The sequence below is a fragment of the Pseudomonas sp. genome, assembly GCF_030698175.1.
Classification (GTDB): Bacteria; Pseudomonadota; Gammaproteobacteria; order Pseudomonadales; family Pseudomonadaceae; genus Aquipseudomonas.
In genome coordinates this window covers 39,351-53,666 of the sequence record NZ_JAUYNT010000039.1, presented here as the reverse complement: position 1 = coordinate 53,666, position 14,316 = coordinate 39,351, and the positions used below count along the sequence as shown (strand labels likewise).

The following is a 14,316-nucleotide window of genomic DNA, read 5'->3' as shown; positions in this document are numbered from 1 at the left end:
AGTGCCGCAGCTGAGGGGCGCGGGTCAACGAGCATGGCCGACTCTGATGGTGGTCTATAAGCATTGGGCTTGGGTCGGGGCTCGGCAATGGCTATGCTAGGCCATGCCCCTCTAAGGAATGACCTCTGTGAAAGTTTTGCTCACGCTGTTGCTGGCCCTGTCTCTGCCATTGTCGGCACTGGCTCAAGAGAAAAAAGAAGAAGCCGAGGGCGAAAACGCCGCGCCGAAAATCATCTATGTCGGCATAGTGCCGGCGCTGGTGGGCAACTACAGCTCGGGCATGAAGATGAAGTTTTACAAGGCCGACATCTCGCTCAAAGTGACTGGCAGCGAGGCCGAGGAGAAGGTCAAATACCATGAACCGCTGATTCGTAATCAGCTGGTGATGCTGTTTTCCCAGCAGACCGACGAAACCCTCGGCAGCATGGATGCCAAGGAAAAACTCCGCCAAGAAGCGCTTAAGCAGGTTAAGCAGGTGTTGGAGCAGGAAGAGGGCAAGCCCTATGTGGAAGACCTGCTGTTCAACAATCTGATCCTGCAATAGGAAAGCTGCTGCGCTCGTTTATGCGGCGTTGGCGGAGCTGGGAAAAATGCTCATTGGCACCAGCCAACTCCGCTTTTTCCCAGCTCCGCCGCCTAGCCTAACCTTCGCTCGCTACGCTTTCAGATTCTTAGGCGTGCCCCGATCAGGCCGCCAGGCTTTTGCGAAAGCGCGCCAGTGCGACGGCAAAAAACACTAAGCCGATGGTCGTCAGCGCCAGCAGCTCGGGCCAGATCAGCGCCAGGCCGGCATCGCGGAACAGGATCGCCTGGGACAGGCTGACAAAGTGGGTCGAGGGCGAGATCTGCATCACCCATTGCAACCAGACCGGCATGCTGTCCAGCGGCGTGGTGCCGCCCGACAGCAGCAGCATCGGGATGATCACCGGGATGCTCAGCAGGCCGAACTGCGGGATCGAGCGCGCCAGGGTGGCGAGAAAGATCCCCAGCGCCGTGCTGGCGAACAGGTACAGCGCAGTCACCGCGAGAAACATCGGCTGTGGCCCGGACAGCGGCACGCCGATCAGCCATTTCACCACCAGCTCCAGCGACACCCAAGTGCACAGCACCACCACCAGGGCGTTGCTCCAGATCTTCGCCAGCATGATCTCCAGCGCCGTCAGCGGCAGCACCAGCAGGTGGTCGAGGGTGCCGTGCTCGCGTTCGCGCAGCAGAGCTGTGCCGGTGAGGATGATGGCGAGGATGGTGATGTTGTTGACGATCTGGATCACCGCCAGGAACCAGCCGCCCTCCAGATTGGGATTGAACAGCGCGCGGGTGGTCATGCCGATTGGGCTTTGCGGCGTTTGCCCGCTGTAGTCGCTGAGTTCGCGCTGGAAGATCCGTGCCAGATAGCCGGCGCCCATAAAGGCCTGGCTCATGGCGGTGGCGTCGACATTCAATTGCACCTGGGGCTGGCGCCCGGCCAACAGGTCGCTCTGGAAGTTCGGCGGCACGTTGAGTACGAAGGTGTACTGGGCGCTGTCCAGGGCGTTGTCCATTTGCGCGTAGCTGAGCGGCTGCGGCGCCTGGAACTCCGGTGGCAGCAGGGCGTCGGTCAGTTTGCGCGACAGCGCGCTGCGGTCTTCATCGACTATCGCCACGCTGGCGTTGTGCACGCCCATGATCGAGCCCTTGGCCGGCATATAGATGGCGACGCTGAAGGCATACAGCAGAAACAGCAGCAGCACGCTGTCGTGGCGCAGGCTGGTGAGTTCTTTCAGGCCGAGGCGGAAAATATGCGCCAGACGCTGCATCTCAGGCCTCCTGCTTTTTCAGTAGCGCCACGCTCAGCGCGGTAAACACCGCGAAGAAGCCAAACAAGGCCAGGCATTGCGGCCAGAGCTGGCGCAAATCCAGGGCCTTGGTGAAGGTGCCGACGGCAATGTCGAGAAAGTAGCCGGCCGGGAACAGATTGCCCATCAGCGCGGCGCCACCGGCCAGGGACGAGCGCGGCACGATCAGCCCGGAAAACTGAATGGTCGGCAGGCTGGTGAGAATCATGGTGCCGAGGATCGCCGCAATCTGCGTCTTGGTGAAGGCCGAGATCAGCAGGCCGAGGCTGGTGGTGGCCAGCACATAGAGCAGGCCGCCGAAGGCCAGGGTGAGCACGCTGCCCTTCAGCGGCACAGCAAACAGCCAGCGGTTGACCGCCACCAGCAACGCCAGATTGAGCAGGCTGACGGCGATATAGGGCAGCTGCTTGCCGAACAGAAACTCCAGGCGACTCAGCGGCGTGGCGTAAAAATTACTGATCGAGCCGAGTTCTTTTTCACGCACCACACCGAGGGCGGTGAGCATGGCCGGGATAAACACCAGAATCAGCGCCATCACGCCAGGGCCTATGGCATTCACGCTGATCACGTCCTGGTTGTAGCGAAAACGGGTGGCCAGGCTGGCGCCGGCCGGTGGTCGGCTGGTTTGGCTGCTGTTGCTGGCGAATTCCTGCAGATTGGCCAGGTGCACCGCCTCGATATAGTTGCGACTGGTCTCGGCGCGAAACGGCATGCTGCCGTCCAGCCATACGGCCACCTGTGGCTGGCGCCCGGCATACAGGTCGCGGCCAAAGCCGGGCGGCACTTCCAGGACTATTTTGACTTCCGAGCGTTGCAGGCGCTGGTGCAGCTCTTGTGGCGAGCTGATCGGCGGGTGTTCCTCGAAGTAGCGCGAGCCGCGAAAAGCTTCCAGATAACTGCGGCTCTGTGGCGAGTTGTCCTGGTCGAAGGCGGCAAAGCGCAGGTTCTCCACGTCCAGGGAGATGCCGTAGCCGAAGATCACCATCATAAACACCGAGCCGAGCAGGGCGAACGCCAGGCGCACCGGGTCGCGGCGCAGCTCCTTGCCCTCGCGCACGGCCACCGCCCGCAGGCGGTTCAGGCTAAAGCCCCGGCGGGTTTGAATCGGGGTGCTGGCCTCGGGTGCGCTGTCGCCGCCCAAGCTGGCTGCTGCACCAGTGGCGGGTTCGCCTTGGGCTTGCTGCAGGCAGCTGACGAACGCCGCCTCCAGGTTCTCGCCGGCATACTGCTGCTGCAGCGCGGCCGGGGTGTCGCAGGCCAGCACCTTGCCGGCATGCATCAGCGAGATGCGGTCGCAGCGCTCGGCTTCGTTCATAAAGTGAGTGGACAGAAAGATGGTCACGCCCTGTTCGCGCGACAATTCAATCAGCAGGCGCCAGAAGTCATCCCGCGCCGCCGGATCGACCCCGGAGGTGGGTTCATCGAGGATCAGCACTTCCGGTTTGTGCAGCACGGCGACCGCCAGGGACAGGCGCTGACGCACCCCCAGGGGTAACTCGCCGGATTGCTGCTGGGCCACCTCGGTGAGGCCAAAGCGTTCCATCAAGGCCTGGCTGCGCGCCACGCCTTCCGCTGCTGGTAGGTCGAACAGGCGCGCGTGCAGCTCAAGGTTCTGCCGCACACTTAGCTCGCCGTACAGCGAGAAGCTCTGCGACATAAAACCGACGCGCTTGCGGGTGGCCAGGTCTTTGGCGTCCACCTGTTTGCCGAACAGCTTGGCGCTGCCTGCGCTGGCCGCCAGCAGGCCGGTGAGCACCTTCATGGTGGTGGTCTTGCCGCAACCATTGGAGCCGAGAAAACCGAAAATCTCGCCCTGGCGAATGGCGAAACTAACCTTGTCGACGGCGGTAAAGTCGCCAAAACGCAGGCACAGCTCGTTGGCTTCGATGGCGATTTCCGCCTCGCCTTCTGATTGCGGCGGAATTACTAGCGGCTCATGCTTACCCGCCTGATCGCCCTGAAAATGGGTAAAGGCATCATCGAGTTTGCCGCTCGGGGTGGCAGCCGCCAGTTCGGCGCTGGTGCCTTGGGCAATCAACTGGCCACGGTCGAGCATCAGGCATTGCTCGAACTGCGCGGCCTCTTCCATATAGGCGGTGGCCACCAGCAAGGTCAGCTGCGGGCGCTGGCGGCGGACTTGCTCGACCAGCTCCCAGAAATGCCGGCGTGACAGCGGATCGACGCCGGTGGTGGGCTCATCGAGGATCAATAAATCCGGGTCGTGGATCAGCGCGCAGCACAGCCCGAGCTTTTGTTTCATGCCGCCCGACAGCTTGCCCGCCGGCCGTTCGGCGAAGGCGCTGAGGTCGGTGGCGGCCAGCAGCTCGGTCATGCGCGCCTGGCATTGCGCGCGGCTGAGACCGAACAGGGTGGCGAAGAACTGGATGTTCTCGGCAATCGACAACTCGGGGTAGAGGTTTTGCCCCAAGCCTTGGGGCATAAAAGCGATGCGCGGATAGAGGCTGGCGCGGTGTTTGTGATCGGTGATGGCGCCGCCGAGTACCTCCAGCTCGCCCTGCTGGAGGATTTTCACCCCAGCGATCAGTCCCAGCAGGCTGGATTTGCCGGCGCCATCCGGGCCAATCAGGCCGCAGTGGGTGCCGACGGCGAGGCTGAAGCTGACTTCCTGCAGGGCCGGTTGCTTGCCATAGCTGTGGCGCAGACCGTTGGCCTTAAGCGCCAGTTCGCTCATTGCAGATTGGCCGGCCAGGCCGCGCCATTACTGCGCACATAACCGGCGCCGGGCATGCCGGGCTTGGCTTGTGGCGCGGCCGCCGGATCGGTCAGGTGCAGTTTGACGCGGAACACCAGCTTCTGGCGCTCGTCGCGGGTTTCCACTTCTTTGGGGGTGAACTGCGATTTGGCCGCGACAAAGCTGATTTTCGCCGGCAGTGCGTGGTCTGGCAGGGCGTCCAGCAAAATCCGCGCCTCGTCGCCAACGGTCAGGGCGCCGGCCTGGGCGGCCGGTAGATAAAGGTTCATGTACTGGTCATTGGTGTCGATCATCAGCAACACCCGGCCACCGGCGCCGAGCACTTCGCCGGGCTCGGCCAGCCGTAGCTGGACGATACCGTCGATGGGGGCGAGCAGGCTGCTGTCGTCGATTTCGCTGGCCAGCTGGGCGACTTGTGCCTCGGCCGCGCCGATGGCCGCCCGCAGCGCGCCGACTTGCGCCTGGGCGGCATTGACGGCGGCGTTGCTGGTCTCCAGGCGCGACTGTTGCTGTTCAAGCAATTGCCGGCTGGCGTAATTGCGCTGGAACAGTTCGCTGGTGCGCTTGAGCTCCAGGCTGGCCAGACGTTGCTCGCTCAAGCGAAATTGCACCGTGGCCTCGGCGGCCGCCAGGGTTTCCTTGGCCCGCAGCACCTCGGCTTCGGCCTGACTGCGCTGGGCCTCGAGAGTGCGGGTGTCGAGGCGGGCGAGCAGCTGATTTTTGCTCACCCGGTCGCCTTCATTGACCAGTACCTCGGCCAAGCGGCCCGGGGTTTTGCTGGCGATCTGCACTTCGGTGGCTTCCAGCCGGCCGTTGGCCATGCTGAGGCCTTCTGGCAGGCGCGAACTGAGGGATTGCCAGTAACCGAAGCCGGCCACCGCCAACAAAATCAAAATCAGTGGGATGACCAGTAAACTCGATGGGCGGTGCGAGCTAGACATGCTTCCTCCTCCTGAGGTTGATGCTGCAGTCTGCCGGTTTTGGCCGGAGTTTGTGTTGATACCTGTCAATCCAGGCCGTCTGAATCAGCCGCGTTGCACAGGCTCGTGGCGGGCTAGCCGCGTAAGGCCAGCACGGCTTGCCATTGCTCGGCGGTCACCGGCATCACCGACAAGCGGCTGCCTTTTTGCAGCAGCGGCATCTCACCGAGTGCGCTTTGGCCGCGCAGTTCGCCCAGGCTCAGTACGCGGCTAAAGGCCTCGTGGTACGCAACTGTGACGGCGCTCCAGGGGTTCTTCTCGCTGCTGGCCTTGGGGTCAAAATAGGCGCTGTGTGGGTCCAGCGCCGTTGGGTCCGGATAGGCGCTGGCGCTGATGCAGCCAATCCCAGCGATGCCCGGTTGCGGGCAGCTGGAGTGGTAGAAGAAGAACAGATCGCCGACCGCCATGCTGCGCAAAAAATTGCGCGCCTGATAATTGCGTACGCCATCCCACTGGGCGCTGCGCAGGCGTTGCAAGTCGAGGATCGACAGTTCCTCGGGTTCCGATTTCATTAACCAATAGGCCATGGACTGAACTCTGTAAGTACCCGCATTGCGGTTAAAAAATGTGCACTTATTGACACTGAGTGCTGGCAAAAAAATTGCACGGACGTGCCGGTTATTGGACAATAGCGCCGATTAAAAAATGCCACCGGACGGCTTATAACAATAATCAGCGTGGAAAACTGCGCGAAGCTGTCTATCACGGGGGCATTGATGAAACGTAAGCCAGATATATTGTGGATTTTAGTGGTTGTGTTCGGTCTGGGCGTGGTCACCAGCGCCTATGCGCAAAGCTACTGGGCGAGCCAGAGTGATGCGCCGAGCAGTGTGGCGCTCCAAGTTGAAGCCAAGCGCTGATGAGTCAGCGGCACCCTCGCGGTTTACTGCTCAGCTAAACCGTCCGGCATGATCTTCAGTCCGATGGTGGCCTGCTAATACCAGGCCCGATCGGTCACCGTCGCCGTCAGCGCCACATCCCAGCTGGCCAGCGGCAATTTCCCGACTTTTTGACACTCATGGGCCAAGCCCAGTAGCTGCGGCTTTTGCGGCTGTGCGCGCAGTTTGCGATACGCCAAACTTCGGTCATAAAAGCCACCGCCCATGCCCAGACGACCGCCGTCCAGATCAAAACCCACCAGCGGCAGCAGGATTAAATCCAGCGCCCAGACTTTGCGTTGCCTATTGCGGTTGGCCCGCGGCTCGGCAATTTTAAAGCGATTAAGCCGCAACGGCTCGTCGGCGCGCACCCGCTGAAAGACCATCTTGGTTTTCGGCCAGGCGCTAAGGACCGGTAAATAAGTGGCCTTGCCGCGACGTTGGGCGGCGCGCATTAAGTGCTGCGGGTCAATCTCGCCGTCGCTGGATAGGTACAAGGCAATCTGCCGAGCCCGGCGAAACATTGGATGTTGTGCCAGCTGTCGGTACAGATCGCGGGCGGCCCGTTGTTGTTGGCTGCGGCTCAGGGCGCGGCGGGCGGCGCGTAATTGGCGGCGCAGTTGGGCACGACTGAGCGCTGGCTGAGAGCTCATGCTTGCGGACTGCTGGATTGGTTGAGCTGTGCTGTATGCGCAGCGCGCGAGTGGCGCTGCGCTAGGGCTGAACTGCGGCTCAGGCTGAGCGGCAATGTCTGTAAAAATATGACTCCCCGGAGTGCCGCTGCCGGCTTGGCCCTTGAACCCGAAAGTTCAAGGTGGAGGTTGCAGGAGGCGTTAAGGCTTTCCGTCAAGCGGACATGCACACCGACCTCAACGTGCAACCCCCGGGGTTGTGCGAATCGGCTCAGGGACATCGCCAACTGGCGCACACACCAGGGAGGAGTTGGCAGTATACCCCCGCGTCTGGCATATGGGTATGCCGCTCGGCTATCAGCCTTGTGCTTCATCGGGATGGGTGATCAGGGCCTGGTCGACGCGCTCGATTAAGTCGCGCACCGACTCGCGGGTTTCTTCGGCGGCTTGGTCGAGGCGCTGTTTTTTGTGCAGCAGGTCGTGGCTGATATTCAGTGCGGCCATCACCGCAATGCGGTCGGCGCCGATGACTTTGCCGCTGGCGCGGATCTCGCGCATCTTGCCGTCGAGGTAGCGGGCGGCACCTTCGAGGTTGGCGCGCTCGTCGGCCGGGCAGGCGATGCAATACTCCTTGTCGAGGATTTGCACGGTAACGCTTTTGGCTTGGGTCATGAGTCTTGCTCTAGGGCCTTGAGGCGCATAATCATCGATTCGACCTTGCTGCGGGCCAATTCGTTCTTTTCAATCAGTTGGCTGCGTTCCTCGCGCCACGCTTTCGCGCTCGCCAGTAACTGCCGGTTGTGAGCCTTGAGATGCTCGGTGCGCTGGATCAGTAGCTCCAGCTTGGCCGTCAGTGCGCGCAGGTCGGCGTCGTGCATAGGTTCTCTACTTGGGCTCTCTACTTGGCGATGAATAAGCAAAAAAAGCGGTGAAATATATAAGGTCGTTAGGCGTATCGGTCAAACCCGTTGCGCACCATCAATGGTCTTGGCGCGGCTGCCGGTGCTAGGATAGCCACCTTCATTCTAGTCATTGCGTCGTCTGACGCCTAGCTCAGAAACCTACTTCGATGCCCGCCATTATGCCCATTCAAAATTCGCCCTATGCCGCCTTCGCCGCCTTGCTTGCCAGCAATGGTCATCCTGTTTCACCTGCCGAGTTGCATGGTCTGTTGCTCGGTCGCAGTTGTGCCGGCGCCGGCTTTGACAGTGAAGCCTGGCTGCTCGACGCGACTGACTTGCTCGACAGTGAGCCGTCCGAGCAAGTCCGTCAGGCCCTGATTGGCCTGCAAGAAATGGTCAAAGGCGAGCTGTCTGGCAGTGAGGTGACCATCATCTTGCTGCTGCCCAACGACGATGCGCCGCTGGCCGAGCGGGCCCAGGCCTTGGGCCAATGGTGCCAGGGTTTCCTCGGTGGTTTTGGTTTGACTGCCCGCGATGCGGCCTTGTCGGCCGAGGCCATTGAAGTGCTGCAGGACCTGGCCGGGATCGCCCAGGTGCAGGACGCGCTGGAAGAGTCCGAAGACGGCGAGAACGATTACATGGAGGTTATGGAGTACCTGCGCGTGGCGCCGTTGCTGCTGTTTACCGAGTGTGCCAAGCCGCTGGCTGCCGTGCCAAAACCGGCGTTGCACTGATTCCTAGTCTATATCCGCCGGCATTTCACACAGCCTGATTCGGCGGGGTTAATCAAATCGTTGGAGGTCCCCATGATCAGCATCCCGAAAGCCGAATTCGCGCGCCGGCGCAAGGCGCTGATGGCGCAGATGGAACCCAACAGCATCGCCATACTGCCGGCGGCGCCGGTGTATATCCGCAACCGCGACGTTGAGCATATCTACCGCCAGGACAGTGATTTCCAGTACCTCACCGGCTTCCCCGAGCAGGAAGCGGTGCTGGCGCTGATCCCCGGCCGCGTCCATGGTGAGTACGTGCTGTTCTGCCGCGAGCGTAATCCCGAGCGTGAACTCTGGGACGGTCTGCGTGCCGGCCAGGACGGCGCCATCAGCCAGTACGGTGCCGACGATGCCTTCCCGATCAGCGACATCGACGAGATTCTGCCGGGCCTGATCGAGGGCCGCGAGCGGGTCTATTACGCCCTGGGCATTCATCAAGAGTTTGACCGCCATCTGATGGAGTGGATCAACGTGATCCGCTCCAAGGCCCGCCAAGGCGCGCAGCCGCCCAATGAGTTTGTTGCCCTCGATCACCTGCTGCACGACATGCGTCTGTACAAGTCGGCGGCCGAAGTGAAGGTGATGAAGGAAGCCGCGGCGATTTCCGCCCGCGCCCATGTGCGCGCCATGCAAGCCTGCCGCGCCGGCTTGTACGAGTACCACTTGGAAGCCGAACTGGATTACGAATTCCGCAAGGGCGGGGCGAAAATGCCGGCCTACGGCTCCATCGTCGCGGCCGGCAAAAACGCCTGCATCCTGCATTACCGTGAGAACGATGCGTTGCTCAAAGACGGCGATCTGGTGCTGATCGACGCCGCCTGCGAGATCGATTGCTACGCCAGCGACATCACTCGCACCTTCCCGGTCAGTGGCAAATTCTCGTCCGAGCAAAAAGCCATCTACGAGTTAGTGCTGGCCTCCCAGGAAGCCGCCTTCAAGGAAATCGCTCCCGGCAAACATTGGAACGCCGCCCATGAGGCGACGGTGCGGGTGATCACCGCAGGCTTAGTCGAACTCGGCCTGCTCGAAGGCGCGGTCGATGAGCTGATCGCCAGCGAGGCCTACAAAGCGTTCTATATGCACCGTGCCGGCCACTGGCTGGGCATGGATGTGCATGATGTCGGCGACTACAAGGTCGGCGGCGAATGGCGCGAGCTGGAGGTCGGCATGGCCATGACGGTGGAGCCGGGTATCTACATTGCCGTCGACAACCAGAACGTCGCCAAGAAGTGGCGCGGCATTGGCGTGCGCATCGAAGACGACGTGGTGGTGACCAAAACCGGCTGCGAGATCCTCACCGATGGGGTGCCCAAGACCGTGGCCGCCATCGAGGCGCTGATGGCGCCGGCCCGTGTGGTCGCACCTGTAGCGGCGGCGGTGGCCGGCTAATGGCACGGGTGCAACTGGCGATTATTGGCGGCGGCCTAGTCGGCGCCAGCTTGGCCTTGGCGTTGCAAACCGGTGCCAAAGCCCGCGGCTGGCAGATAGTGCTGATCGAGCCATTTGCCCCCGGCAGCAGCTACCAGCCCAGCTACGACGCGCGCTCCACCGCCTTGTCGTTCGGCACCCGGCAGATTTACCAGCGCCTGGGCCTGTGGCCGAGCATCGCCGAGCGGGCCGAACCGATTGCGCAAATTCATGTCTCCGACCGTGGTCGCTTTGGCGCCGCACGGCTAAGTGCCGCCGATGAAGGGGTGCCTGCGCTCGGTTATGTAGTCGAGAACGCCTGGCTCGGCCATTGCCTGTGGCAAGCCTTGGATAAGAATGTGATCAGTTGGCGCTGCCCGGCCGAAGTGCTGGCCATGCACAGTCTCGGTGATGGCTATCGCTTAACTTTGAATGATGACTCGACCCTGGAGTGCGACCTGGCCGTGCTGGCCGATGGCGGCCGCTCCGGCTTGCGCGAGCAACTGGGCATCGCCGTCAGCCAGCAGGCCTATCAGCAGAGTGCGCTGATCGCCAATATCAGCGCCAGTCAGGCGCACCAGGGGCAGGCCTTCGAACGCTTCACCGAGGCCGGGCCGATGGCCATGCTGCCGTTGGCGGATAACCGCTGCGCGTTGGTTTGGACCCGGCCGAGCGCGGATGCCGAACGCTTGCTGCAACTGGATGATCGGCACTTTCTGGCCGAACTGCAGGAGGCCTTTGGTTATCGTCTCGGCGCCTTGCACAAGGTTGGCGCTCGCCATCTGTATCCGCTGGCGCTGACCGAGGCCCAGGAGCAAGTGCGGCCCCATCTGGTGGTGCTCGGCAACGCCGCCCACAGCCTGCACCCGATTGCTGGCCAGGGTTACAATCTGTCGCTGCGCGATACTCTGGAGCTGGCTGAAACCCTGTTGGCCAGCACTGCGCCCTTGGGCGAGCTGGCCTGCTTGCAGGGTTATCTGGAGCGCCAGCGCCTCGACCAGCAACTGACCGTGGGTTTTTCCGATCAGGTCACCAAACTCTTTACCAGTGACCAGCCGCTGCTGGCCGCCGGGCGCAATCTCGGCCTCCTGGGGCTGGATTTATTACCGCCGGCCAAGCGCTGGTTTGCCCGCCAGGCCATGGGCCTGGGCCCGCGCCCGTCGTGAGAGAACTGTTATGAGTGATGCCAAATTGGCCCGTCGCGCGCGTTTGTTGCGCATTGGCCTGAACCTCTATCCGCCTTACCTCGGTGCCGGCATCTCGGTGCAGCAGATCAGTCCGGATTGCCGGCAGGCGCGGGTGAAGATGGCGTTGCGCTGGTACAACCGCAATGCGGTTGGCACCCAGTTCGGCGGCTCGCTGTACAGCATGGTCGATCCCTTCTACATGCTGTTGTTGATGCCCTTGTTGGGCGACGATTATCTGGTCTGGGACAAGGCCGCCAGCATCGATTTTATCGCCCCCGGCAAAGGCCCGGTGTACGCCGACTTTGTCATCGACGATAAGCTGCTGGCGGACATTCGCGCGCACACCGCCGCCGGCGAAAAATACCTGCCGCAGTTGCACGTTGACGTGCGCGACGGCGAAGGCACCCTGGTGGCGCGGGTGCACAAAACCCTTTATGTACGACTCAAGCCGCGCGCGCGGCAGGCAGCCTAAGCATGCAACTACAAGCGGATGTGATCATTGTTGGCGCCGGTATGGTTGGTAGTGCCTTGGCCTTGGCGCTGCAAAACAGTGGTCTGCAAATCATGTTGCTGGATGGCGGCCCGCTGAGCGTTAAGCCGTTCGATCAGGCTGCGGCCTTTGAGCCACGGGTCAGCGCCCTGTCGGCCGCCAGCCAGCGCATCCTTGAGCGCCTGCAGGTCTGGCCGGGGATCGTCGCCCGGCGCGCCAGCCCCTACGGCGAGATGCAGGTGTGGGACGGCTCCGGCACCGGCCAGGTGCATTTTTCCGCTGCCAGCGTGCATGCCGAGGTGCTCGGCCATATAGTCGAAAACCGCGTGGTTCAGGATGCGCTGCTGGATGCCCTGTATGACGCCGACCTGGGTATTTTGCCCAGCGCGCGCCTGGAGCAACTGCGCCGCTCCGGCGACGACTGGTTGCTGACCCTCAGCGATGGCCGCGAGTTACGCGCGCCGCTGCTGATCGCCGCCGATGGCGCCAACTCGGCGGTACGGCGCCTGGCTGGCTGCGCCACCCGCGAATGGGATTACCTGCACCACGCCCTAGTCACCAGCGTGCGCTGCGCCAAGCCACACCAACAAACCGCCTGGCAGCGCTTTACCGACGATGGCCCGCTGGCGTTTTTGCCTTTGGCCGGGCGCACGGGCGAGGATGCCGAGCAATGGTGCTCGATTGTCTGGTCGGTGACGCCGAGCGAGGCCGAACGCTTGATGGCACTGGATGACGCAGCGTTTCGCTACGCCCTCGGCAAGGCCTTCGAGTGGCGTCTGGGTGAGGTGTTGGAGGCCGACCCACGGCATTGCATCCCGCTGCGCCAACGGCATGCCAAGCGCTATGTGGAGCCCGGCCTGGCCTTGATCGGCGACGCCGCCCACACCATTCACCCGTTAGCCGGCCAGGGGGTCAATCTGGGTTTTCTGGATGCTGCGGTGCTCGCCGAAGTGCTGCTGCATGCGCTGGAGCGCGGCGAAAACCCTGCCGATATTCGCGTGCTCAGCCGTTACGAGCGCCGCCGTATGCCGCATAACCTGGCGATGATGGCGGCGATGGAGGGCTTCGAGCGGTTGTTCCAGGCCGATCCGCTGCCGCTGCGCTGGTTGCGTAATTCGGGGCTGAATCTGGTTGATGGCCTGAATGAAGGCAAGGCCTTGCTGGTGCGTCAGGCCTTGGGTTTGTCCGGTGATTTACCGGAGCTGGCGCGGGCGTAGCCAGAGGCCGGCGTATTGGCGGGCTAAAGCCCAGATAAATTGATCGGCGACAAGTGCCGGCGGTGGCGTTTGTGTGAGAGTAATTGCTAACCTAAATGCTATTCATTAGTATTTGTTTAGAATTATCACTCTGCCGAGATTATCGCCATGCGCCTGCGCCAGACGTTGCTTGCCACGCTTCCCGTTCTTGCCCTCTCTACGGTGTCTGCCCCGCTGCTGGCGGCCGAAGAATTGATGGTTTACACCGCGCGCATCGACGAGCTGATCAAGCCGGTGTTCGATGCCTACACCGCCAAAACCGGGGTCAAAGTCAAATTCATCACCGACAAAGAGGCGCCCTTGATGGCGCGTCTCAAGGCCGAGGGCGCCAATACGCCGGCTGACCTGCTGATTACCGTGGATGCCGGCAACCTCTGGCAGGCCGAGCAGGAAGGCGTGCTCAAACCGTTAAAATCGGCGGTTATCGACGCCAATATCCCCGCGCAATATCGCTCCAGCACCGGTAGTTGGACTGGCCTGTCGCTGCGGGCGCGGACCATCGTCTATTCCACCGAGCGGGTTAAAGCTTCTGAGTTGTCGACCTACGAAGCCTTGGCCGACAAGGACTGGGCTGGCCGTCTGTGCTTGCGCACCAGCAAGAAGGTCTACAACCAGTCGTTGACCGCCACCCTGATCGAAACCCACGGCGCGGCTAAGACCGAAGCCATCGTCAAGGGTTGGGTCAATAACCTGGCCACCGACGTGTTTGCCGACGACACCGCCTTGCTGCAGGCCATCGATGCCGGCCAGTGCGATGTTGGCCTGGTCAATACCTACTACTTTGCCCGCCTGCATAAGCAAGACCCGGACCTCAAGGTTAAGCTGTTCTGGCCCAATCAGGCCGATCGTGGTGTGCACGTCAACCTCTCGGGCGCCGGCGTGACCAAATACGCACCCCATGGGGTTGAGGCGCAAAAACTGCTGGAGTGGATGACCACCGCCGAGGCGCAAAACCTGTTTGCCGACATCAACCAGGAGTTCCCGGCTAACCCTGCGGTTAAACCTTCGGCGGAAGTCAGTGCTTGGGGGCCGTTTAAAGCCGACAGCATTCCGCTGGAAGTGGCCGGCAAGCGCCAGGTCGAAGCCTTGAAGTTGATGGATCGCGCCGGCTGGAATTGAGCCTGGCGCGGTTAAAAGACTGAGCCCTTGAGTTGCCAACAACGCCCCGCCATAGTGCGGGGCGTTGTTGTTTCAGCGCCAGGCCCAGCAGCGGGGCCTTTGATCCGCAGAGGCTGGCGATAGGTTCAGGCCGCGCCGCGTCAC

15 protein-coding genes and 1 other RNA gene are annotated in these 14,316 nt (G+C 62.1%); 8 read left to right on the top strand and 8 right to left on the bottom strand.

All coding sequences use genetic code 11. From position 1 onward, the window contains the following. Window positions 1–127 precede the first annotated feature (127 nt). The gene (locus Q8R10_RS19190) at window positions 128–544 is read left to right on the top strand and encodes a flagellar basal body-associated FliL family protein (protein ID WP_371133372.1); all 417 of its coding nucleotides are present in this window, start codon (window positions 128–130) and stop codon (window positions 542–544) included. A 142-nt stretch (window positions 545–686) separates the two neighbouring features. Here the strand turns inward: Q8R10_RS19190 and Q8R10_RS19185 are convergent, their stop codons facing one another. The 4 genes from Q8R10_RS19185 to Q8R10_RS19170 all read right to left on the bottom strand — a co-directional run bounded on the left by Q8R10_RS19185 (window position 687) and on the right by Q8R10_RS19170 (window position 6,055). Next, complete coding sequence (locus Q8R10_RS19185) at window positions 687–1,796, bottom strand: ABC transporter permease (RefSeq protein WP_305655555.1); 1,110 nt, start codon at window positions 1,794–1,796, stop codon at window positions 687–689. Between the two features lies 1 nt (window position 1,797). Next, entirely contained in the window at window positions 1,798–4,527 is a 2,730-nt protein-coding gene (gene rbbA / locus Q8R10_RS19180; protein ID WP_305655554.1) for a ribosome-associated ATPase/putative transporter RbbA, read from the bottom strand. Next, on the bottom strand, window positions 4,524–5,489 hold the full coding sequence (locus tag Q8R10_RS19175; protein ID WP_305655553.1) for an HlyD family secretion protein: 966 nt from the start codon (window positions 5,487–5,489) through the stop codon (window positions 4,524–4,526). The genes rbbA and Q8R10_RS19175 overlap by 4 nt, the downstream gene beginning before the upstream one ends. Before the next feature lie 113 nt (window positions 5,490–5,602). Continuing rightward, a complete protein-coding gene (locus tag Q8R10_RS19170) occupies window positions 5,603–6,055 on the bottom strand; it encodes an EVE domain-containing protein (RefSeq protein ID WP_305655552.1) in 453 nt (150 codons plus the stop codon). A gap of 189 nt (window positions 6,056–6,244) precedes the next feature. On the opposite strand from Q8R10_RS19170, the gene Q8R10_RS19165 reads away from it, so the two are divergent. Continuing rightward, on the top strand, window positions 6,245–6,388 hold the full coding sequence (locus Q8R10_RS19165) for a hypothetical protein (RefSeq protein ID WP_305655551.1): 144 nt from the start codon (window positions 6,245–6,247) through the stop codon (window positions 6,386–6,388). A gap of 74 nt (window positions 6,389–6,462) precedes the next feature. Here Q8R10_RS19165 and Q8R10_RS19160 read toward each other — a convergent pair whose 3' ends face one another. The 4 genes from Q8R10_RS19160 to Q8R10_RS19145 form a co-directional block, all read right to left on the bottom strand. After that, complete coding sequence (locus Q8R10_RS19160; RefSeq protein ID WP_305655550.1) at window positions 6,463–7,059, bottom strand: 5-formyltetrahydrofolate cyclo-ligase; 597 nt, start codon at window positions 7,057–7,059, stop codon at window positions 6,463–6,465. 109 nt (window positions 7,060–7,168) lie between these two features. Then, window positions 7,169–7,347: non-coding RNA, 6S RNA (gene ssrS, locus Q8R10_RS19155), on the bottom strand. A gap of 48 nt (window positions 7,348–7,395) precedes the next feature. Continuing rightward, window positions 7,396–7,710, bottom strand: a complete 315-nt coding sequence (locus Q8R10_RS19150) for a cell division protein ZapA (RefSeq protein ID WP_305655549.1) — start codon at window positions 7,708–7,710, stop codon at window positions 7,396–7,398. Further along, window positions 7,707–7,916, bottom strand: a complete 210-nt coding sequence (locus Q8R10_RS19145; RefSeq protein ID WP_305655548.1) for a TIGR02449 family protein — start codon at window positions 7,914–7,916, stop codon at window positions 7,707–7,709. The genes Q8R10_RS19150 and Q8R10_RS19145 overlap by 4 nt, the downstream gene beginning before the upstream one ends. Before the next feature lie 203 nt (window positions 7,917–8,119). Between Q8R10_RS19145 and Q8R10_RS19140 the strand changes: the two genes are divergently transcribed. The 6 genes from Q8R10_RS19140 (at window position 8,120) to Q8R10_RS19115 (ending at window position 14,172) form a co-directional block, all read left to right on the top strand. Continuing rightward, window positions 8,120–8,674 carry a YecA family protein gene (locus Q8R10_RS19140; protein WP_305655547.1) on the top strand — a complete coding sequence of 185 codons (555 nt, stop codon included), beginning with the start codon at window positions 8,120–8,122 and terminating at the stop codon, window positions 8,672–8,674. 72 nt (window positions 8,675–8,746) lie between these two features. Further along, window positions 8,747–10,102 (top strand): Xaa-Pro aminopeptidase, encoded by a 1,356-nt coding sequence (pepP, locus tag Q8R10_RS19135; RefSeq protein ID WP_305655546.1) that lies wholly within the window; start codon window positions 8,747–8,749, stop codon window positions 10,100–10,102. Then, window positions 10,102–11,286 carry a 2-octaprenyl-6-methoxyphenyl hydroxylase gene (ubiH, locus tag Q8R10_RS19130; RefSeq protein ID WP_305655545.1) on the top strand — a complete coding sequence of 395 codons (1,185 nt, stop codon included), beginning with the start codon at window positions 10,102–10,104 and terminating at the stop codon, window positions 11,284–11,286. Before pepP ends, ubiH begins: the two co-directional genes overlap by 1 nt. A gap of 10 nt (window positions 11,287–11,296) precedes the next feature. Beyond that, window positions 11,297–11,779 (top strand): DUF4442 domain-containing protein, encoded by a 483-nt coding sequence (locus Q8R10_RS19125; RefSeq protein WP_305655544.1) that lies wholly within the window; start codon window positions 11,297–11,299, stop codon window positions 11,777–11,779. Window positions 11,780–11,781: 2 nt separating this feature from the next. Next, window positions 11,782–13,014, top strand: a complete 1,233-nt coding sequence (locus tag Q8R10_RS19120) for a 2-octaprenyl-3-methyl-6-methoxy-1,4-benzoquinol hydroxylase (RefSeq protein ID WP_305655543.1) — start codon at window positions 11,782–11,784, stop codon at window positions 13,012–13,014. Between the two features lie 147 nt (window positions 13,015–13,161). Next, entirely contained in the window at window positions 13,162–14,172 is a 1,011-nt protein-coding gene (locus tag Q8R10_RS19115; RefSeq protein ID WP_305655542.1) for an extracellular solute-binding protein, read from the top strand. Window positions 14,173–14,316 lie beyond the last annotated feature (144 nt).

Coding starts and splice junctions, on each gene's coding strand:
- rbbA (WP_305655554.1), bottom strand. CDS start 4,527: ATGAGCGAACTGGCGCTTAAGGCCAACGGTCTGCGCCACAGCTATGGC.
- Q8R10_RS19165 (WP_305655551.1), top strand. CDS start 6,245: ATGAAACGTAAGCCAGATATATTGTGGATTTTAGTGGTTGTGTTCGGT.
- Q8R10_RS19185 (WP_305655555.1), bottom strand. CDS start 1,796: ATGCAGCGTCTGGCGCATATTTTCCGCCTCGGCCTGAAAGAACTCACC.
- ubiH (WP_305655545.1), top strand. CDS start 10,102: ATGGCACGGGTGCAACTGGCGATTATTGGCGGCGGCCTAGTCGGCGCC.
- Q8R10_RS19140 (WP_305655547.1), top strand. CDS start 8,120: ATGCCCATTCAAAATTCGCCCTATGCCGCCTTCGCCGCCTTGCTTGCC.
- Q8R10_RS19170 (WP_305655552.1), bottom strand. CDS start 6,055: ATGGCCTATTGGTTAATGAAATCGGAACCCGAGGAACTGTCGATCCTC.
- Q8R10_RS19120 (WP_305655543.1), top strand. CDS start 11,782: ATGCAACTACAAGCGGATGTGATCATTGTTGGCGCCGGTATGGTTGGT.
- pepP (WP_305655546.1), top strand. CDS start 8,747: ATGATCAGCATCCCGAAAGCCGAATTCGCGCGCCGGCGCAAGGCGCTG.
- Q8R10_RS19125 (WP_305655544.1), top strand. CDS start 11,297: ATGAGTGATGCCAAATTGGCCCGTCGCGCGCGTTTGTTGCGCATTGGC.
- Q8R10_RS19150 (WP_305655549.1), bottom strand. CDS start 7,710: ATGACCCAAGCCAAAAGCGTTACCGTGCAAATCCTCGACAAGGAGTAT.
- Q8R10_RS19160 (WP_305655550.1), bottom strand. CDS start 7,059: ATGAGCTCTCAGCCAGCGCTCAGTCGTGCCCAACTGCGCCGCCAATTA.
- Q8R10_RS19175 (WP_305655553.1), bottom strand. CDS start 5,489: ATGTCTAGCTCGCACCGCCCATCGAGTTTACTGGTCATCCCACTGATT.
- Q8R10_RS19115 (WP_305655542.1), top strand. CDS start 13,162: ATGCGCCTGCGCCAGACGTTGCTTGCCACGCTTCCCGTTCTTGCCCTC.
- Q8R10_RS19145 (WP_305655548.1), bottom strand. CDS start 7,916: ATGCACGACGCCGACCTGCGCGCACTGACGGCCAAGCTGGAGCTACTG.